Source organism: Nitrosomonas eutropha, assembly GCF_003201195.1.
GTDB lineage: Bacteria > Pseudomonadota > Gammaproteobacteria > Burkholderiales > Nitrosomonadaceae > Nitrosomonas > Nitrosomonas eutropha.
In genome coordinates this window covers 38718-59415 of sequence record NZ_QICQ01000006.1, presented here as the reverse complement: position 1 = coordinate 59415, position 20698 = coordinate 38718, and the positions used below count along the sequence as shown (strand labels likewise).

The window sequence follows — 20698 nt, the reverse complement described above, 5'->3', positions numbered from 1 at the left end:
ATTGTAAGAAGTGGTCTAACGCTCGTTGGTAAGGGGCCGGAGCGCAGTATAATTGGCTTACCATTGATTATCTTGTATGTACGTTTCGGTGAGCTAGTATAAACAAATAAAAAACTTTCTTTTAGCTAAACACCTTGAATAACATCAGATACGAACAGCTTGCCTGACTGTACCAGTCAGTTTTGCCAGGATGTGTGAGGCCATATCCTGCAAGGGCACCACTTCATCAGTCGCACCAACAGCAATTGCTTCCCGGGGCATACCGAACACCACGCAACTGGCTTCATCCTGTGCCAGGTTATAGGCACCTGCATGATGCATTGCCAGCATTCCTACTGCACCATCCTTGCCCATGCCTGTCAGAATCACACCAACCGCATTCTTCCCAGCGCACTGTGCAGCAGACTGAAACAGTACATCCACGGATGGGCGATGGCGGTTGACCGGATCTGCCTGACTCAGCTCGGTAATATAATTGGCTCCACTCTTTTTCAGCAGGAGATGAGAATGGCCCGGCGCAATATAGGCATGGCCCGGTAAAACACGCTCCCCTCCTTCGGATTCCGTTACCCGGATTCTGCAGAGCCGATCCAGCCGTTCAGCGAAAGAACGGGTAAATCCTTCCGGCATGTGCTGGGCAATCAGAATACCTGGACAATCCGGCGGAAAATGAATCAGCACATCCTTGATGGCTTCGGTACCGCCCGTAGATGCACCGATAATAATCAGCTTTTCGGTTGAGATACTATGATGGCGCGGAATCTGTAAAGCTCTACCACTCGCAGCAGCGCCAGGCTCCAGGCGACGGATACGTGCTGTGCTGGCAATGCGAATTTTGCTGGCAATCTCGCTACCATAAGCTTCGAGGCCATGGCGAATATCCATTTTGGGCTTGGCAACAAAATCGATTGCGCCTAGTTCAAGTGCGCGGAAAGTCGTTTCCGAGCCACATTCGGTCAGCGTAGAAACCATCACTACCGGCATGGGCCGCAACCGCATCAGTTTTTCCAGAAATTCCAGCCCGTCCATTTTGGGCATTTCCACATCCAATGTCAGCACATCCGGATTCAATGTCCGGATCATTTCACGCGCTACCAGTGGATCCGGTGCTGCCCCGATTACTTCCATATCCGATTGGCTATTGATGATCTCGGCCAGTAATTTACGAATCAAGGCAGAATCATCGATAACAAGCACACTGATTTTTTTCATGGGTACCCCTCAATATTCAGGAGAATTCGTCTATATTCCCGGTTTTACTGTGGATAGCAGTAACCGGCTGTAATGTTTCTCACGCTTGGCAATGGTATCGTTATGCGATACGTGCAGTTTCTTTAGTAATACCCGGCCACTTTTGGGAAAAAAATGCAGTTTGCGTGGATAAAACCCCTCCAGATCTCCCGCCAGAATGGGAATCTCGTACTCGGCCAGATATTTTTTTACAAATCTGGCGTTTTGTGAGCCAATCGCCGAAGTAACCATGGCCGGTTGAACATTGCCACCACCAAATACCTTGGCAACCAGATTTTGTTTGCGCGCACCATTTTTAAGCAATTCCCGAATCAGGATACCCATTGCATAACCGCCAAAACGTGCACATTCAATTGGGAATCCGCTGCTATTTTCACTGCTTGGCAGCATAAAATGATTCATGCCACCTATCCTGCTCTGCTGGTCATAGATACAGGCAGAAACACAGGAACCCAGTACTGTACTCAACACCATCTCTCGGGTGGTTACAAAGTACTCCCCGGGTAACAGCTTGACCGCATCAATATTTAAACGCTGATCAAAATAGAAATTTGAAGCAAACTGAGGATCAACCATGGCAGGATAGGGTTGCGTGGCAATTCATCGGATCTGTTTTTGCTGCAAAGATATGCATACCCCTAGCTCCGCTCTGTTGTTATTTGATAACCGGCTTGTAGACAGTTCTATCAATGAGTTTGATCAGATCAGAAGCGTGTTGAAATACCTCCGAATGGCCCATGAACAGCAATCCATCACGATTCAGTAAAGGCACAAATTTCTGCAAAATCTGGTATTGCGTCGGCTTGTCGAAATAAATCATGACATTACGACAGAAAATTGCATTGAATGGCCCGTGCATAGGCCACCTGGCATCCAGTAGATTGAGCTGTCTGAAAGTAATCATGTCGCGCAATTCCTGCCTGACCCGGGCATATCCGGAAGTATGGTTCTTGCCCTTGAGAAAGAACCGCCTGATTCTTTCAGGTGACATGGATTCCAGCCTGTCCAGAGAATAAACACCTTCACGTGCGGCAGCCAGCACCTCGGTATCAATATCGGTGGCGAGGATACGCACGGGGGGCTTCAGGGAACCAAAGGTTTCCACCATCGTCATGGCCATCGAATAAGCCTCCTCCCCAGTGGAAGCTGCACTGCACCAGAGCTTTACGGTCTGTCCGGGTTGCCGCGTTTTGACATGCTCAGCCAATATTGGAAAATGATGTGTTTCCCGAAAAAAAGCAGTCAGATTGGTTGTCAGCGCATTAACGAAGGATTCCCATTCCACGTCCTCGCTGTCTCTTTCCAGTTGTTCCAGGTAATCACTGAAGTTTTTCAGGCCGGTTGCACGCAAACGTCGCGACAAACGGGTATAGACCATCTCCTGACGATTCTCGGCCAGCGCAATGCCAGCACGCGCATAAATCATTTTCTTTATACATTCGAAATCGCGTGCAGAGAATGCATATTCGCGTGAATTATGTTCACTGGGCTGCGGCGCTCGCAAAGACGGTGCTTTGTGTTCATGCATCATTTCTTTCTTCCCTTATCATTGCGAAGTGATTTTGTCATCGCGACTGCGAATACAATGCGGCCAGTAGTGTTCCAGTGCCCTTATCCCCTTGCTACTAGATTGTTTCAGCCATTCGCCTCGCAAAGACAGCGGGAGGGAGATTGCTTCCTCACCTTCATATTCGCCAAGACGGGCGTTGTGTTCTATTTCAGAACTCTTCCCATTCCCCGCCCGTGCCGGTGGGTATCGATGCAATATGGCCCTGGGCAGCCACTTTTTTCTGGTTTCCGGCCTGAGGTTTTTTGATCCGAGATAGCCGCTCAACGTTGGTTGCACGGTTAGGGCCACGTCGTTCAACGAATGGCTGATTACTTGCCTGACTGGATAAAGAGCTCTGTTCTAGTTTGAATACAGCCACAGCGCGCGATAACTGTTCCGCCTGCTCACGCATCGATTCGGAAGCTGCCGCCGCCTGTTCCACCAGCGCCGCATTCTGTTGCGTGATTTCATCCATCTGTGAAATTGCCTGATTCACTTGTTCGATACCCTGACTCTGCTCCTGAGAAGCGGCTGAAATCTCGCCCATGATGTCAGTCACGTGTTTGACCGATTGCACGATTTCTTCCATCGTCTTGCCAGCCTGATCCACCTGCTGAGTACCATCTTCTACCTTAAGTACCGAGTTATTGATCAGCTCCTTGATTTCCTTGGCTGCAGCCGCTGAACGTTGCGCCAGCGTGCGCACTTCAGTCGCAACTACCGCAAACCCCCGTCCCTGCTCGCCAGCACGAGCGGCTTCCACCGCTGCATTCAGCGCCAGAATATTGGTCTGGAAAGCGATACCATCGATCACACTGATGATGTCAACAATCTTCTTCGAACTGTCGTTGATCTCGCTCATGGTCTGCACCACTTCACTGACAACCTGTCCTCCCTTCACCGCCACACTGGAAGCAGAGGCAGCAAGCTGGTTGGCCTGGTGTGCATTGCTCGCATTCTGCTTCACGGTTGAAGTCAATTCATCCATGCTGGCGGCTGTCTTCTCCAGATTGGCGGCTTGTTGCTCGGTTCGCTGCGAAAGATCCGTGTTGCCATCGGCAATTTCTTTCGATGCGGTGCCAATCAGACCGACCGCCTCCTTGATCTGGGCGACAATGCCGGTCAGTTGAGTGACGGTTGAATTCGAATCATCCTTCAATCTGCCCAGCATTCCCTGATAATCACGGGTAATTTTCTGGGTCAAATCGCCTTCCGCCATGGCTTCCAATATAGATGCCAATTCATCCAATCCCTGGGAGGTACTTTCCATCAGCCGGTTGATACCTTCGGCCAGTTGCCTGAAGAATCCCTCCTTGCCGATCAAGGTCAGGCGTTTGCTGAAATCCCCTGCCACACCTGCCTGAACGATATCCATAATCTCCCTTTCAATCGTTAACTCCTGAGTACGATCACGCCACTCAACTACTGAACCCACTCGTTCTCCGGATTCACTGGTAACTGGCATCAATACCAGTGAATACGTCCGCTCTCCGATCCTGACGTTATCAATCTGCTGCTGACTGGCCAGAGCTTTCAATCGGCTTTGCAGGGATTTGCGCACTTCCGCTTCATCCTCCTCTTTGGCAAGGATTTCCCGCACCATCCGGTTCATGAAAATGATCATCCCACTGTTATTGGCAATCATGATTGCAGAAGTAGCAATATCCAGCGCATTACGTACGCGCAAATTTTCAACATTCATCCGCTTGGTTTCGGTGAAATCGATTCCTGCACGAATTTGCATGGATTTAAGCGCTTCAGTCAGCTTCCCGATTTCATCATCCCGCTCAATCGTGATTTGGGTGGTGTAATCCCCCTGCGCCATCTTTTCCAGATGATGAATCATGGTATCCAGCGGCTGGCGAATGCAGTGATACAACCACATCCCCATCCCGACCGCCAGGCAGGCGCTCAGCCCCATTCCGGCAAAAGCCAGACTGAATTGATCTTGCATCATCAACCAGGCCGATCCTGCCATCACTAGCAGTGGCACGATACCGGCTCCGATAATCCGGGTCTTCAGGCTGAGATGGCGAAATTTTTCACGTAGCCATCCCAGGGGAGTATCGGCAATGACTTTTCCAGCAACAATCCGTACTTTTGCTGTGCCTTCACGCATTTGACGATACAGTGTCTCGGCGGCCTGAATCTGATCACGTGAGGGCTTACTGCGTACCGACATATGGCCGGTCACCTTGCCATGCTCTTTGACAGGCGTGGCGTTGGCAAAGACCCAGTAATAACCGCCATCTTGATTTCGGTTCTTGACCATACCACTCCATGGCCTGCCCTGTTTGAGCATGTCCCAGAAATCGACAAACGCCTCCGGCGGCATATCCGGATGGCGAATAATATTGTGCGCCTGCCCAATCAGCTCCTGCTCAGTAAAGCCGCTCATCCTGACGAACGGTTCATTGATATAGGTAATCACTCCCTTGGGCGTGGTCCTGGAAACGAGAAATTCGCCATCCCGCATTTCGTGTTCAACGTTGGTAACCGGCAGATTGACTCTCATGATCGTGCTTCCTCAAAAGGTTGTTTTATTCATGCAGCATTACAGATTCATCACTGTCATCACGACTGCGAATACAATGCGGCAGGAAGAGGTCGCTTCTCACCTTTGTGTTTATAAAGACAGACGTTTTGTTCCCCATTTCAAAATTCTTCCCAATCACCATCCGTGCCAGTTGAGGCTGGGGCGGCAGGACTTGCAGTAGCCGTTTTTCGCTGATTTTTGGCTTGTGGTAACCGCTCAACGTTAGTTGCCCGGTTCGGGCTGCGTCGCTCAGTCAATGGGGCATTACCTGCATGACTGGATGAAAATCCCTGCTCCAGTTTGAATACAGCCACAGCACGTGATAATTGCTCTGCCTGCTCACGCATGGATTCAGAAGCTGCTGCTGCCTGTTCCACCAGTGCGGCATTTTGCTGGGTGATTTCATCCATCTGTGTAATCGCCTGATTCACTTGTTCGATCCCCTGGCTCTGTTCCTGGGAAGCGGCCGAAATTTCACCCATGATGTCAGTTACACGCTTAACTGACAGCACCACTTCTTCCATTGTTTTACCAGCCTGATCCACCAGTTGGGTACCATCCTCAACCTTGTGCACCGAATTACTGATCAGATCCTTGATTTCCCTGGCAGCCGCTGCTGAGCGCTGTGCCAGTGTGCGCACTTCGGTCGCGACTACCGCAAATCCGCGTCCCTGTTCGCCGGCACGGGCGGCTTCCACCGCTGCATTCAGCGCCAGAATATTAGTCTGAAAAGCAATGCCGTCGATCACGCTAATAATGTCGACAATCTTCTTGGAACTATCGTTAATCGCACTCATGGTCTGCACCACTTCACCAACAACTTTGCCTCCCTTCATTGCCACATCCGATGCAGAAGCAGCGAGCTGGTTAGCCTGGCGAGCATTGTCCGCATTCTGCCTGACGGTTGAGGTCAACTCTTCCATGCTGGCGGCAGTTTCTTCCAGATTGGCGGCCTGCTCTTCAGTACGCTGCGAAAGATCCGTGTTACCGTCAGCAATCTCTTTCGAAGCGGTGGTGATCAGTCCGGCGGCTTCCTTGATCTGCCTGACAATGCTTGCCAACTGTCCCACGGTGACATTCGAATCATCCTTCATGCGAGCGAACATACCCTGGTACTCACGGGTAATTTTCTGGGTCAGATCGCCATCTGCCAGGGCATCCATAATCCGAATAACGTCCTCCAGGCTGGTTTCACAAGTCTGCATCAACCGGTTCAGATTGTTCACCATGCTCTGGAACTCATATTGATATTTATCTGCATGGCCACGACGGGAGAAATCACCTGCCACTGCACCTTCCACCAGATTCCTGATTTCGATATTAACCGCTTGCAGGCTGGCTTTAACCTTGTCTACCGCCTCAGTCACTTTTGCCTTTTCACCAGGTAATCGATCCATATCTACTGACAGATCACCCTGCGCGTAACGTGAAACAACTTCCACCACTCGCATCTTGACGGCAATATGTCCCGCCACCAGATCATTGACTGCACTGGCAATTTCACCGTAGCTACCCGGAAATTTACCGGCAGGAATCCGGTAGCTAATTGCACCGGCTTCATGCTGTTGTTGCATTTTTTGCTGAGCAGCTACAAAGCTATTCAGTACTTCCACCATCTTGCGCATCGATTTCAGCAACACGGAAATTTCATCATGGCCGGTCACTTCGATATGCTGATCCAGATGACCGTTGGCAATACCATCTGCTACTTGCACGGCCTGATCGATAGAACGGCTGATAGTACGAATCAGCACAAAACCGATTACGCCGGCTAACAGGATTCCCAGTGTCGCCAGCAGGAACATGGTCATAATCATTTTGGAAGAATTCGCCTGCAGCTGTTCATACTCCTGCGCGGTGACATTTTCCTGCAGCTCGATTAACTGCATCAGTGTGTCGTGCACTGATTCATATTTGGGGCCGGCGTCCTGAAGGGTATTCTCCATTGCCGCATCAAAATTACCATTAACAGCATGATTAAGCGTCTGATTGCGTGCAGCCTGATAAGCCCTCCATTGCTCGGTGAAGCGATTGGCCAGCGATTGTTCTTCCGGAATCAGATAGGTCTGGCTGAATTTTTGCCAGAGATCACTGATGCCGGAATCTTCTTCAATCACCTGTCCTGCTCGTTGCCTGGCAACAGCAGTATCACGCGAGTTGCCAGCCAGTAACGCATGCATACGTACTTGTTGCAGTTTGTCCAGGATTTCTGAAAAATGACCAAGCACCACCACCCGGTCCTGATAAATCGTTTCCAGCTGTGCTTTGGATTGATTTAAGCCATACAGCCCGACTGCCCCCACACTGATCAGCAACAGAGACAGCAGGCCAATCACAAAAATCAGCCGTGATTTAATCGTCATGTTCTGCAACATTTTTGCTCCCGATAAATAAAGTAACTTAACTTTTAAAATACTGTGCTCATCGCCATAGCCACTAATACACGCGACTATTCACAAAGCTATTTGCCTGCCGGTTCCAGCAGACCCATTTCCGAACTGCTCATTAATTTTTCGATATCCACCAGAATCAACATGCGCTCTTCCATAGTGCCAAGTCCGATGATGTATTCGGTATCGATTACTCCGCCGAATTCTGGGGTAGGGCGCAAATTCTCTGTATCCAGGTTGATCACATCGGATACGCCATCCACCACGATGCCGATAATTCGCCCGGACAAATTCAGGATAATCACCACAGTGAACTGGTCATAATGGGCTGCGCCCAGATTGAATTTGATGCGCATATCAACGATCGGCACGATCACGCCGCGCAGATTGATAACGCCCTTGATAAATTCGGGTGCGTTGGCGATACGGGTAATGGCGTCATACCCGCGAATTTCCTGGACTTTCAGAATCTCGATACCGTATTCCTCTTTTCCCAGCCGGAATATCAGAAATTCACTGCATGAAAGATCCCGGATCGAGTCAGGTGATTCGCCTGCAGCAGTGGTAGTAGCCGTGGCTTGTGTCAACAACATGGTTTGCTCCTCAGTAATGTGCAATAGGTATCGGCTCTAACGGCTTCTCCCACAGAGGTTTGATCAATTTATTACGCTGCATGGATCATTCTCTGCTTCGTGACATTGACCAGCCCCACAGCATCCAGTATCAGAGCAACACTACCATCACCCATGATGGTTGCGCCTGAAACGCCCTGTACGCGACGATAATTGCTTTCCAGACTTTTGATCACCACCTGGTGTTGCCCAACCAGCGTATCGACAAACATGGCGGCCTTGTTTCCTTCAGCATCAAGGATGACCAGAATGCCTTCATGGATCTCATGCACTTCCGGTTCCAGGCCGAAAATTTCATGCAGAGCAATCACCGGCAGGTACTCGCCGCGCACCTCCACCACCCGACCCTGGCCTCGTATGGTGCGGATATCTTCTGCAGCCGGTTTGAGTGATTCGGTGATATAGGTCAGCGGGATAATAAACAGCTGATCCCCTACCGATACCGATAATCCGTCCAGGATAGCGAGCGTCAGCGGCAAACGAATTGAAATCTTCGTTCTTTGCCCGGTTATTGAGTCAATTTCAACCCGGCCACCAAGACCCTCAATATTGCGTTTGACGACATCCATACCCACACCCCGACCGGAAACATCTGTCACAACTTCTGCCGTGGAAAAACCAGCTTCAAAAATCAGCATCCAGACATCCTGATCGGTCATGTTCTCGCTGATCGCCAACCCCCGGCTGCGAGCCTTATCCAGAATTTTTTCCCGGTTAAGCCCTGCGCCGTCATCTATCACCTCTATAACAACACTGCCGCCCTGGTGCGATGCACGCAGTGTGATCGTGCCGTGAGCAGGTTTACCCAGCGCTTTTCTTTTTTCTGGTGTTTCGATACCGTGATCCAGGCTGTTACGGATCAGATGGGTCAACGGATCAGTGATTTTTTCAATCAATCCTTTATCCAGCTCGGTACCTTCACCCAGGGTTTTGAGATCGACCTGCTTGCCAAGCTTGGAGGCTACATCTCTTACCACCCGGGGAAAACGACTGAATACAAAACTGATGGGCATCATACGAATCGACATGACGGCCTCCTGCAGATCACGGGTATTTCGTTCGAGCTGATTCAGGCCATTGAGCAGTTTTTCAAAAATAACCGGATCGATCTGGCTCGCAGTTTGCGCCAGCATGGCCTGGGTGATAACCAACTCTCCCACCAGATTGATCATTTGATCCACTTTCTCAACACCAACGCGGATGGAAGAAGATTCACCGCTAACGGATCCAGCGTGATCAGCGGATGGCTTATGTTGCGGTGGGGCTACTGCTTTTTTGGCAGGCAGTTGGGTTTTCTGAGTGGCTGAATTAGCAGCAGTTGGAGAGGATACAGCTTCACTAAGCTGCATATCTTGTTGTTCTGATACAGTCTCAACCGTCTGCTGCTCCTGTCGGCATTCCAGTGTTGCTCCGGGAACATCTGCAGCAGGTAATGCGCTTTTATCTATTTTGATAGATAAATTGGCGGGATCAACCAGAAACGCCAGTGCCTCCCAGACATCTTCCTCACTGTCAGTCGTGGCAAGCTGCAATATGCATATTGCTTCGTTATCCGGATCACTCAGGTTTTTCAGCTGCCCCTGCCGCGCCAGATCAATTAACAGCTTCTCCATTACTGACTTGCCAAGATCAGCACAACCAAATTCAATCCGGTAAGTGGTGACATTTCCTGCAACGGATGCTGATTCAGCAGACATTGGGGCCTGTTCAGCAGTGTTCACTGTATGGGGGGCTGATTCCTCTACCGATTCGGGTGCGGACGTTGCGCTATTGCTAACCGTATCTGCTACCAACTCTTTCAGTTTGCGGTTGACGGCATCCACTTCTGCCGGATCGGCGGAACCAGTGCCCCGGTGCCCATCCAGTTGATTTTTTAATACATCCCCAGCACGCAGAAAGGTATCCACCATTTCAGCGCGTAACTTGAGTTCATCCTTACGCAATTTGTCGAGTAGCGATTCAAGCACATGCGTAAGTCCTGTCATATCGGTAAACCCGAATGTTCCCGCTCCGCCCTTGATGGAATGCGCCACACGAAATATCGCGTTCAAATCTTCCGGATTGGGCGACAAAATATCCAGTTTAAGTAGACGTGTTTCCATCTCTGCCAGCAACTCACCCGCTTCTTCAAAAAATATCTGATAAAACTGTTCGAGATCAGTACTCATGAGGACTCCTGTCTGAAATTTGCAACAGCTTACCGCAGCAAAACAAGCCAGTAGTTTCGAACAAACGTATAAACTGCTTTCATTTCCACCTGTTCTGCAGATTGATAAGCAGCAATTGCATACAACAACAGCATTGAATCAGGCTTTATTCCCTTGTAATATCCTCATCTGTAAAGCATTGCTTATATTTCTGAAATTCACGCAACAAGATAATCAAAAGTAAAAATGACAGATTACCCCTACATAATCCGACAACAAGACAGAAAAGTAGCCACTACTTTTATTGACAGTCAGTTAAGTAAAGATTCTGAGTGGTTTGGCACAACAAAACCTCAGCACAGCGCAGCAAAACAGGAATACCTTGCAGCCAGGGCTGATCCGATCCATTTCAATACGTGGTGTCAGAAATGGTTGAATGAAGCCCAGTGGATGGAAATTAGGAAAGTGATCAGCATGCACAAAGATCACAAAGAAAAAAGACAGAGATATACAGAGCCGCATAAAACCATCAGTGTGACGCATCATGCATGGGAGATTCTTTCCGAACTTGCCCTGCAAGATCAGCTTTCCCTGTCCGAGGTCATCGTCAACCGGTTGGGTAATAATCATGCAACCGACTGCTCACCTACGGAATCACGCTATAATCTGGGTAATTGACGAATCGCCGGATGCGTTCCTGAGCATGCGGTGACATGCGAGCCCACCTTGCGCGGGCAGTTAGCATGTTGACAACCTGTTCCCGGTAATGATCACACAATCTTCGATACTGACCACCCTTCTGATTATCTGCCTGAATCGCCTGGCTGATAAATCGAACCAGGTACGGCAGCAATTACAATCTCATGTAAATGAAACTGTATGTTTCCGTATCGGATCCCTGATTCGTCTATATGTTACGATTACACAGGATGGTCATTTCAGGATGGCGACCGAAGATGAGCACGCCAAAGTGATCCTCAACGTACCAGTCGAACTTACGCCCCCCCTTGCTTCCGGTGATATTGGTGCGTTCCGTAAGATTACTGTCTGTGGCGATCCGGCGCTGGCAAATATTTTGCTGTACATGGGCAAGATTTTTCAGGCTGAAATTGAGGAAAACCTGAGCTCTGCCATTGGAGATGTGTTTGCCCACCGCGTGACTTTGACCGGACAGGAACTGGTACGCTGGCAGCTGGGAAGCATTCGTAATCTGTCGCGGGCGCTGGGAGAATTCATTACTGAGGAACGGCCGATAACGGCAAGCCACTCACGATTTTGCCAGACCGGCTCCGAGGTTGCATTACTGCAACAACGGGTTGCGCAACTTGAAGAACGAATTGATACGCTGATTTCACCGCTCTCACAGGCTGTAGAAAATTCGTCCCGGACCGACCAATGATCGGAAGCCGCTCACAACTCGCCTCTGCAATCTGTGCAGATACCACCGGCCCTGTCTGCTGGTAACTTTATTGAACCACCAATCACTTCATGCGCTTTTTCCGTCTATTTAAGATTATCCTGATTGCTTATCGCTTCGGGCTAGATGAAATCCTACTCGAGCAGATTCATCTGCGCGCACTCAAGGTATTTTCACAGCTATTGCCGTTTCGCACTCAACTCAAACAGCCACGCGCGGTCAGATTGCGCCTGGCACTGGAAGCACTGGGGCCCATTTCCATCAAGTTTGGGCAGATGCTATCCACCCGCAGGGATTTGCTTGCCCAGGATTTTGCCGATGAACTGGCTTTTCTCCAGGATCGGGTGCCGCCTTTTCCTTCGGAGCAGGCGGTAAAAATACTGGAAACCGTCTATAGAAAGCCGGTAAATGAGGTCTTTCTCGAATTTGATATCAAGCCAGTTGCCAGCGCATCAGTTGCCCAGGTGCACTTTGCCGTGCTGCAGGATGGCACACAAGCGGCTGTCAAGATCTTGCGACCAACCATCGCCCCCGTCATTGCACATGATGTGGCGTTGATGGAAACCGGTGCATGGCTGCTTGAATCCATCTGGCCAGATGGCAAGCGACTAAAATTGCGCGAAGTAGTGGCGGAGTTTGCCCGACATCTGGACGATGAACTTGATCTTATCCGGGAAGCCGCTAACTGCAGCCAGTTACGGCGTAATTTCCTCAATTCCCCCTTGCTACAGGTGCCAGAAGTGTATTGGGATTACTGTCATCCAGAAGTCATGGTGATGGAGCGGATGATTGGTACTCCCATCAGCCGTGTAGAGATATTACGTACACAGGGAATCGATGTTCCACAACTTGCCCGCATGGGAGTGGAGATCTTTTTTACCCAGGTGTTCAGGGATGGTTATTTCCATGCTGATATGCATCCTGGCAATATCTTTGTCGGGAGCGATGGCCGCTATATCGCCGTGGATTTTGGCATTATGGGTACGCTGAGTGAACAGGATAAAAATTATCTGGCACAAAACTTCCTGGCTTTCTTTCGCCGGGACTATCGCCGCGTGGCAGAGACGCACATTGAGGCCGGCTGGGCGCCGAGAAATACGCGCGTAGATGATTTCGAAGCCGCTATCCGGGCCGTGTGTGAACCGATTTTTGATCGACCTCTGAAGGAAATCTACTTTGGACGTGTCCTGCTGCGCCTATTTCAGGCTTCCCGTCAGTTCAACGTGGAAATTCAGCCACAACTGGTTCTGCTTCAGAAAACACTGCTTAATATTGAAGGTCTGGGACGTGATCTGGATCCGGATCTTGATCTCTGGAAAACTGCCAAGCCATTCCTGGAAAACTGGATGGCCGAGCAAATCGGGCTGCGCGGACTTATTACTCACCTGCAGAAGGAAGCAACCAACTGGGCGGTGATGCTACCGCAGTTTCCCCGCCTGATGCACTACAACCTTGATAAGCAACGTGCCCGAAATCTGGAAGACAGACTGGCCGAACTGGTCGCACAGCAAAAACGTCAAAGCCTGATACTGACACTGGTCGCAGTGCTATTGGCTGGATTACTACTTGCCCGGGTATATCTCTAAGTATTCAGTCCCAGATGATTTGAACACTCCAGACGCGATCTCTTTATAGTTTGGGCCAACAAGGCGCTTAATGGCCATATCAAGTCAAGTGCTTTGCTAGTTGATAATTGGGCACCATCTTTGAGTACAGCACCTCCAATTCTTCCCGCATTTCTGATTTCGGAGATGCCCTGGATCAGTATTGCAGCTCATTCCCAATCAGAGAGGGAATCACCGGTTATCGGAGATCTGCCTGTTGCTGCAGTGTAGATGTCAGCATAGACTCCTGCAGGTGTCAACCCTATCCCGATCTCTGCGAGTGTACCGGCATTGTCTTTTCCCCAGGAGCCCAGTTTACCCATCAGCATTTGAGCTTCTGCAGCAATCAACCCACTTGGATCATTGAAGTTGATCGGATTATTACCAACGTATGCATACAGATTCAGATCATCTGTGGTACCGATCGGATCGGTCTGCAGGAATCTGCCCAGTGCAGGCGAATAGAAACGTGTCTTGTAGTGGTACAGATTGAGTGAGCCGAGGAACTGCTGGCCGGTGACAGTGTAGCGGAAACGGATACCGGTAGTGGTATTGGGTTCACCAAACGGACCGTAGCTGTGGATCGCGGTACTGGTGCCGGCACTGTTGGCAGTACCGATAACACTGCCCAGTTGATCCTGGTACGGCCAGGTCTTGGCAGTGGTAGTCGTTCCTTCATACCACACCAGCGGTTCATCAATGCCGGGGCCATGCACATAGCGGCGCAGGAGTGTGCCGCCGCTGTTGTATTCAGCCACCAGCTCCACGCCGTCGTAGGTCAGGCCGGTGACGGTGCCCGCCAGGGTGGTCTGGCGCAGCCGCCCTGCGCCATCATACGCCAGGCTGTTGGTCGAGCCGGTTTTATTGGCACTGATCAGCTGGTTGTCGAGGTCGTAGGTGTAGGTCCATACCCCATCACCGGTCAGGTTGCCTTTGGTGTCATGCGTGAGCGTAGCGCCGGCAGCGATGGTGTACTGGTTGAGGCCATTGGCGGTGTAGTTCCTGGTGCCGTTGGCATAACCCGTCCACTGGTATAGGTCATTGGTCCAGCTTTGGCTTGCGATTTCCTGTGCCTGGTTACGGGTGTAGCTGTAGGTCTGATCCTGCGCGGTCCCTGTCAGGTTGTGAGTGAGGCTGGAAAGTGCACTCTGGGTGCTGTAGGCATAGCTGGTGGTAGTACTGTTACCCAGCGTTACTGTGGTACGACGGCTGAGGTCATCCCAGACGTAAGTGGCCAGGTTGACCGTGCCGGTTTCCTTGATCGCGGTTGGACGGTTGAGCGCGTCATAGGTGCTGGTGACGTAGAACGCAGTCTCCGGCCAGGTGAGCCGGGTGCGGTTGCCTGCCGGATCATACTGGTAGGCGAGGGTCTTGCTGCCGGCGGTAGTGCTGGTCAGCCGTCCGGCATTGTCATAGACATAGCCGATGGTATAGCCGGTTTTGTTGGCAGCCGTCGTGCGGCCCAGTAAGTCGTAGGTGTAGGTGATATTGTCCGCAGTGGTCGGATAGCTGCGACTGAGCAGCCGGTTGAGATTGTCATACGCCAGTGTGATGCTCTGACCATTACGCTTGCGCAGGCTGGTGATATTACCGTTGGCATCCATCAGCTGTTCGATCTTCTTATCGACCAGCACCTTGCAGGCATGTTTCCACTCACATGCTGGCGAGGCAAAAATCAAACCGCTGCCCTGGCCTTTGCGGAGTTGCCGCCAGCTCGCCATGTCGATAGATTTGGGTACGGGTATCCAAGAGCCAAGGAAGTCGGGGACGCTGATCCAAGATTCATCCTCACCTTGAATTTTTTCCAGCAGCGCTTGCAGGTTGGCGTGCAGATTTTCCTCGTAATCTGCTATCGCGTCTAGTGAGGTATGAGATGAGTAATATAGATCAACTTTAGCTTTGCGGTAAGCAAGACCAAGTTCTTCTAATGAAATCATAGCTATTTAAATTCAAGGGTTTGAAGTTGCGCTAAGTTGATGCCTGAACCGGATGAGCAGTGGTTACTGGTTAACATCCTTCTTTAATCAGGCGTTCAATATGCTGCAACAACTCATCTTCCTGGTAGGGTTTACCCATAAACTCATTTACGCCAAGTTCCTCTGCTACTTTCCGGTGTTTCTCTGCTGTGCGGGAGGAGATGATGATGATCGGGATATTTTGTAACTCCGGGTTGTTACGGACAGCGCGGATCAGTTCAAAGCCATCCATGTGCGGCATTTCGATATCAACCAGCATGATGGCTGGTATGGTTTCGCGCAGCAGCTGAAGTGCCCCCACGCCATCTTTGGCAATCAGGATTTCATAGCCCTGCCGTTCCAGTAGTCGGCTGGTGACTTTACGTACCGTCAGCGAATCATCCACAATCATGACAACCGGTGCGGTGGCAGAAGGATGAATATCTGCAGCATCAACTGGCGTCATTGGTCCTGCAGATAGCAGCTCCCGTACCTGCTCGCGCTGCAGCAACTTGATCGGATTAATGATCAATACGATGCTGCCATCTCCTGTGATCGTTGCCCCTTCAATGCCGGGTGCATTAGACAGTTGCGGGCCGATATTCTTGATGACCACTTCACATTGCCCGATCAGTGCATCGGCATGAATGGCCAGCTGCTCATGTTCCGTTTGCAATAACACAATACGGTTACTACGTCTGATTTCAGGAAAGGTATGCGACACCCCCAGCAGGTGCGGCAGATAGCCCAGTGGAAAGCGATTGCCGTTCCATATCAGGTGATGCTCCTGATAAGCCGTCCCGAGTGTTTCTGCATTCATTTCCAATACATGTGCCACAATCGCTATCGGGATGGCATAAGTGCTATCTCCTGCCTTGACCATTAACGCTTGTGTTAAGGCCAATGTCACTGGAAAACGCAGGGTGAATGTGGTTCCCCGGTTTTTCTCGGATGTGACTGCGATGTTCCCGCCCAGTTCGCCCAACTCGTTCCTGACAATATCCAGTCCTACCCCGCGCCCGGCGATATCCGTCACGCCATCCAATGTGGAAAAGCCATGCGTAAAAATCAGCGGATACCACTGCTCATCGTCCTGCTCATTTTCCGGGCTGCCCAACCCAAGCTGCCGCGCTTTTTCACGAATGCGTTCTGCATCCAACCCAATCCCGTCATCTTGCAGCACCATGACAATTTCGTTGCCATCCCGGTGCAGATCGAGTGTGATCTGGCCCGCTTCCGCCTTGCCGATGCTCAGACGTTCTTCCGGAGTTTCTATGCCATGTACCAGCGCATTGCGTAGCAGATGCTCCAGGGAAGAGCTGATTTTATCCAGCACACCCCGATCAAACTCAATGCTATCTCCCTGAATAATCAGGTTAGCCTGCTTGCCGGTATCTTTGGTCACCTGCCTGACGGCGCGATAAAGGCGCTCGGAATAATGGCTGAAAGGAATAGTACGAATACGCAGCAGATCCTGCTGTAACTGTCGATTCAGATGTGCCTGCTGATCCACCGTCATCGTGGCGGCACGCTGTATTTCACGCAAACTTTTATGAATGGTGACTACATCATCCATGCTTTCCGCCATCAGCCGGGTCAACTCCTGAAAGCGAGTAAAGCGATCCAGTTCCAACGGATCAAAATCTGTCTGACCAGTTATGGAAGGTAGCGAGCTGGCTGGCATTTGGGTTTCAGCCAGCAATTCAACTTCACGCAACTGGCCACGCATGCGATCAACACTTTCACCCAGATCCTGCAAATACTGTTCCAGATCATATAGCTGCGCCTCAACCCGGGAACGAATGATACTCGACTCGCCTGATTCATTAATCAGGCGATCTATCAATTCTGCATCGACACGCAGTGTAGTTTTGCGGAAAGGTTGATCAGTATCCGCTGTGGATATAGGAAGGGCAGAAACAGTTTCCACTGCGGGAGGAAGCAATTCCGGATGTGCCTCGGCTTCTTCAGTTACCGGGGCAGGCTGCGATTCAGGTTGTAAAGAGGATCGCAATTGCTCAACCTTATCCGAAATGGTATCGAACTGTGTTTCCAGCTGATCAAGCAATGCTGCGGAGGCCGTCTGATCATACAGAGATTCAATATCACTTTCCATCTGATGCGCCAGATCACTCACTTGCTGCGCATCAGCAATCCGGGCACTGCCCTTCAAGGTATGCAAGGCACGCAATACTGCCTTGCGTGCATTCATCTGATTAGGTTGTTTACGCCATATCCGCAGATTTGTGCCAATCTCGGATTGCAGTTCTTGTGCTTCTTCAAGAAATACTTCCAGCAATTCCTGATCCAGGTCGGCAAACGCATCTTTCACCTGCTGAAGTGATGAAACCGGCAACGAAATCTCAGTCTCTGACATTGAAGCAGATGAATCTTCCTCCAGCACTTCGTCCACTGCCAATTCGAGTGGCGCCATCTCCTCCATTTCCACCATCTGCTCTGTTTCTGTTGCTTGTATAGCAGGAGCTTCTTCCAGAAGGCGCATCAATTCATGTGTGATTTCTGCGCTGGCCTGCACAGTTTCCGCCGAAGGAAATTGATGTTCCCGAATTGTGGCCAGCATATCATCCAGCAAGTTGACCGCAGTTGTCATGTACGATAATGCTTGCTGTCCGGGCATGTTTGAAGTCGTCAGCAGCCGGTTAAACCAGCGCTCCAGCGCTTGTCCGATCTGTGCGATGAAACCCAATTCCAGTGCGCGTGATGTACTGGCAAGCGTATGAGCTGCCAGCATGGATTCATGTGTAACCGATAAAATGGCATCATCCCCGGGCAGATTAAATGCCTGTTTGAGAGTAGCAACATGAGTACTGGCTTCATTGATGAAAATTCTGAAGAGATCTGCCGGCACCTCGCTATCGCCAATTCTTATTGCCGTTTCTGCTCCGGTTTTTATGTCAGATAGTGCATCGGTGATTGTTGGCAGTGGTTCAATCTCCGGAGCCTGCTCGAACACCTCGGGTGCAAGTGATGTAGCCGCAATATCCGGCTGTTCGTCCGTGCCATACATCAGCGCTCTGATCTGATCAAGCAGGTATTCAGCCTTGATCTCTACCGCGCCATCCTTTCTCAGGCTGGCGCACCAGTTGCTAAACTGCCTGTGACTTTCTGCCAGCAAATCCAGAAGTATGCTGGTTGCCGGTTTCTGCTCACTCAGCCAGCGGTTCATAAGCTGCTCAATACGCCATGCCACTTCACTCAGCGCTTCCAGCTTTACCATGCGACCACTACCTTTGAGCGTATGGAAATCGCGTCGGATAGTTGTCAGGGCGTCCTGATTCGCGTAATTGGCATAACACGACTCTAAATGATCAGCAATGCTTGCCAGTACATCACTGGATTCATCAAGAAAGACTGCCAATAACTCGGGATCAATCAGCTGCTCCGGATCACTTTCAAATAAACGATCAGCAGCCACAGCGAAATCAATAGGGATTTCCCGAATATCTGTTGATAAACCTAGCCCGGCAGGCTTCTGGCCAAGCCGTTGCATTATCGTTGCAAGAATTTCCTCAGCATCCGACTGGGAATTCCTGAGTGCTTCAATGTAAAAACCAAGACTGCTCAGCGCATCGGCCAACAACATCTGCTCAGCTTGATCTATCAGGTGATCAGATGCTGTCAGTTTTTCCGTGAGAGCCCGACATGAATCCAGCACTGTACTGGCTTGATCAAGTTCAAGCACATTCAATACACCGCTGATTTGGTTGAACAATTCAGGCAAAAGCGGCAGATCGTTGCGTATTTCCGGTTCAAAAAAGAAACGATCCAGGATATCTTCAACTTGCGCCAGGTTGGCGAGCACTTCCTGCGCCACCTGTTTGAACAATTTTTTCTCCTGGGTGAGATGGCCTGCCTGATCCGGATTGGGCAAATCAGGTAAATCGATATCCTCTCCCTTGCCGGTCGTAACTGCACGTATACGGGTGGCAAGTGCATCGACCTGTGACGGAAATTCCGGCGACAAACGATGAAAATTATCGATGGCATTTTCTGTCAGTAGCAGGGATGAGGCAATATCCAGTGCAATTCCCTCATTCATGCTCTGTGGGCGGATTCGCAAATAGGACAAGACACCATGAATGACGCCTGCCAGTTTCTCCAGCGGAGGACAACTTACCCTGGAAATCAGGACTTTTAACTGTTCAGTTAACGCCAGCAAGGATGAAATATTTTCCTGATCTTCTGCATTGAACTTGCGCCACTGATCATTGATGTCTTCCAGCAGAACACGCATGCTCTGCAGATCCGAAGCAGTTGCCTCTTCATCCATGATGGATTCGTCAAGATGCTCCTGATTATCAATCGTGGACAAGGGAATCTGCCAGTCATAGACACGACTGATTTCCTGGAGGCGTTCACTCACTGGCTGGCTGCGTGCGATCCGGTAAAGCAACTCTCTTGTCAACCGGGCAGCGACAACGTGTGATTCCTTGTTCAGATGCCGGATTTCCTGCTCGATCTTCCCGCACAATCTGCGCACCGACTTGTCAACGACCTGCTCCTGATGAAGCAGGCTATCCAGGAATCCGGAAGAGATCCACCAAAATTTCCGCTGTTCAATAGCAGCCGGCAGTTTCTCGATTGATCGTACCGCTTCAATCATTTTCTGCAGACTCTGCTTGTCATCAGCATTTTTCAGCCAGCTTAGCAATCCCGACTGGAATTGCGCACGCGCCTGTTTGGCTGTCTCTTGCCGGGAAGTATCATCCAGATCCAGCTCTACAGGTTGTAGGGGTAACGATTCACGTATGTCCGGGAAAAACAAATCACTTTCAGAGATTTCTTCCAGCCCCTGCACTTGCATGATCTTGCGGTAGACCGGAAAAAGCTTGACCGGATTGTCCACCTCACCATCTATCAGCGCATCCAGGTAACGGTAAATGGAGCGGATAGCCTGCCGGACAACAACCAAAGTCTGCGCGTCCGGTTCAATCCTCCGTTCCTGTAAAGCTGCTAGCAGCTCTTCCACACTGATCCCGACAAACGCCACCCCACTCAGCTCCAGCATCTCAAGCATGCCATTCAGTTGATGCATGTAATACCGGCATTCTTCAATCTGCCTGGTGTCATCCGTATCCGTGGCATAAGAATCAAAGTGGCGGTGGATCAAGGTAAAAATCTGCTCAATGGCTTCTCTGATCCCCATAACAGATGAGATATTTATCCTAGTATCAGTATTCATGATGCGGCCCTATT

The 20698-nt window shown here is 50.4% G+C and carries 12 protein-coding genes; 3 read left to right on the top strand and 9 right to left on the bottom strand.

The window, feature by feature from the left end; genetic code table 11:
- Nucleotides 1–144: 144 nt before the first annotated feature.
- From C8R14_RS03510 to C8R14_RS03480, 7 genes are all read right to left on the bottom strand, one after another.
- The gene (locus tag C8R14_RS03510; RefSeq protein WP_011634248.1) at nucleotides 145–1212 is read right to left on the bottom strand and encodes a protein-glutamate methylesterase/protein-glutamine glutaminase; all 1068 of its coding nucleotides are present in this window, start codon (nucleotides 1210–1212) and stop codon (nucleotides 145–147) included.
- A gap of 30 nt (nucleotides 1213–1242) precedes the next feature.
- Nucleotides 1243–1827 carry a chemoreceptor glutamine deamidase CheD gene (gene cheD, locus C8R14_RS03505; protein ID WP_011634247.1) on the bottom strand — a complete coding sequence of 195 codons (585 nt, stop codon included), beginning with the start codon at nucleotides 1825–1827 and terminating at the stop codon, nucleotides 1243–1245.
- A 79-nt stretch (nucleotides 1828–1906) separates the two neighbouring features.
- Complete coding sequence (locus C8R14_RS03500; protein WP_011634246.1) at nucleotides 1907–2782, bottom strand: CheR family methyltransferase; 876 nt, start codon at nucleotides 2780–2782, stop codon at nucleotides 1907–1909.
- A 187-nt stretch (nucleotides 2783–2969) separates the two neighbouring features.
- The gene (locus C8R14_RS14300) at nucleotides 2970–5315 is read right to left on the bottom strand and encodes a methyl-accepting chemotaxis protein (protein ID WP_011634245.1); all 2346 of its coding nucleotides are present in this window, start codon (nucleotides 5313–5315) and stop codon (nucleotides 2970–2972) included.
- A gap of 140 nt (nucleotides 5316–5455) precedes the next feature.
- Nucleotides 5456–7711, bottom strand: a complete 2256-nt coding sequence (locus tag C8R14_RS03490) for a methyl-accepting chemotaxis protein (RefSeq protein WP_011634244.1) — start codon at nucleotides 7709–7711, stop codon at nucleotides 5456–5458.
- A gap of 86 nt (nucleotides 7712–7797) precedes the next feature.
- Nucleotides 7798–8319, bottom strand: a complete 522-nt coding sequence (locus C8R14_RS03485; RefSeq protein ID WP_011634243.1) for a chemotaxis protein CheW — start codon at nucleotides 8317–8319, stop codon at nucleotides 7798–7800.
- Nucleotides 8320–8390: 71 nt separating this feature from the next.
- On the bottom strand, nucleotides 8391–10526 hold the full coding sequence (locus C8R14_RS03480; RefSeq protein WP_011634242.1) for a chemotaxis protein CheW: 2136 nt from the start codon (nucleotides 10524–10526) through the stop codon (nucleotides 8391–8393).
- Between the two features lie 225 nt (nucleotides 10527–10751).
- Here C8R14_RS03480 and C8R14_RS03470 point away from each other — a divergent pair, with 225 nt between their 5' ends.
- The 3 genes from C8R14_RS03470 (at nucleotide 10752) to ubiB (ending at nucleotide 13508) form a co-directional block, all read left to right on the top strand.
- On the top strand, nucleotides 10752–11183 hold the full coding sequence (locus tag C8R14_RS03470) for a hypothetical protein (protein WP_011634241.1): 432 nt from the start codon (nucleotides 10752–10754) through the stop codon (nucleotides 11181–11183).
- A gap of 88 nt (nucleotides 11184–11271) precedes the next feature.
- Nucleotides 11272–11904 carry a ubiquinone biosynthesis accessory factor UbiJ gene (locus tag C8R14_RS03465; protein WP_011634240.1) on the top strand — a complete coding sequence of 211 codons (633 nt, stop codon included), beginning with the start codon at nucleotides 11272–11274 and terminating at the stop codon, nucleotides 11902–11904.
- A gap of 89 nt (nucleotides 11905–11993) precedes the next feature.
- A complete protein-coding gene (gene ubiB, locus C8R14_RS03460; RefSeq protein ID WP_011634239.1) occupies nucleotides 11994–13508 on the top strand; it encodes a ubiquinone biosynthesis regulatory protein kinase UbiB in 1515 nt (504 codons plus the stop codon).
- Between the two features lie 188 nt (nucleotides 13509–13696).
- Here ubiB and C8R14_RS03455 read toward each other — a convergent pair whose 3' ends face one another.
- The gene (locus tag C8R14_RS03455) at nucleotides 13697–15463 is read right to left on the bottom strand and encodes an RHS repeat-associated core domain-containing protein (RefSeq protein ID WP_011634238.1); all 1767 of its coding nucleotides are present in this window, start codon (nucleotides 15461–15463) and stop codon (nucleotides 13697–13699) included.
- 70 nt (nucleotides 15464–15533) lie between these two features.
- Entirely contained in the window at nucleotides 15534–20684 is a 5151-nt protein-coding gene (locus tag C8R14_RS03450; protein WP_011634237.1) for a hybrid sensor histidine kinase/response regulator, read from the bottom strand.
- Between the last annotated feature and the right edge of the window lie 14 nt (nucleotides 20685–20698).

What these genes read in the sequence shown, in the direction of transcription:
- C8R14_RS14300 (WP_011634245.1), bottom strand. Translation starts at nt 5,315, where the DNA reads ATGAGAGTCAATCTGCCGGTTACCAACGTTGAACACGAAATGCGGGAT.
- C8R14_RS03490 (WP_011634244.1), bottom strand. Translation starts at nt 7,711, where the DNA reads ATGTTGCAGAACATGACGATTAAATCACGGCTGATTTTTGTGATTGGC.
- C8R14_RS03470 (WP_011634241.1), top strand. Translation starts at nt 10,752, where the DNA reads ATGACAGATTACCCCTACATAATCCGACAACAAGACAGAAAAGTAGCC.
- ubiB (WP_011634239.1), top strand. Translation starts at nt 11,994, where the DNA reads ATGCGCTTTTTCCGTCTATTTAAGATTATCCTGATTGCTTATCGCTTC.
- cheD (WP_011634247.1), bottom strand. Translation starts at nt 1,827, where the DNA reads ATGGTTGATCCTCAGTTTGCTTCAAATTTCTATTTTGATCAGCGTTTA.
- C8R14_RS03465 (WP_011634240.1), top strand. Translation starts at nt 11,272, where the DNA reads ATGATCACACAATCTTCGATACTGACCACCCTTCTGATTATCTGCCTG.
- C8R14_RS03510 (WP_011634248.1), bottom strand. Translation starts at nt 1,212, where the DNA reads ATGAAAAAAATCAGTGTGCTTGTTATCGATGATTCTGCCTTGATTCGT.
- C8R14_RS03455 (WP_011634238.1), bottom strand. Translation starts at nt 15,463, where the DNA reads ATGATTTCATTAGAAGAACTTGGTCTTGCTTACCGCAAAGCTAAAGTT.
- C8R14_RS03480 (WP_011634242.1), bottom strand. Translation starts at nt 10,526, where the DNA reads ATGAGTACTGATCTCGAACAGTTTTATCAGATATTTTTTGAAGAAGCG.
- C8R14_RS03500 (WP_011634246.1), bottom strand. Translation starts at nt 2,782, where the DNA reads ATGATGCATGAACACAAAGCACCGTCTTTGCGAGCGCCGCAGCCCAGT.
- C8R14_RS03485 (WP_011634243.1), bottom strand. Translation starts at nt 8,319, where the DNA reads ATGTTGTTGACACAAGCCACGGCTACTACCACTGCTGCAGGCGAATCA.
- C8R14_RS03450 (WP_011634237.1), bottom strand. Translation starts at nt 20,684, where the DNA reads ATGAATACTGATACTAGGATAAATATCTCATCTGTTATGGGGATCAGA.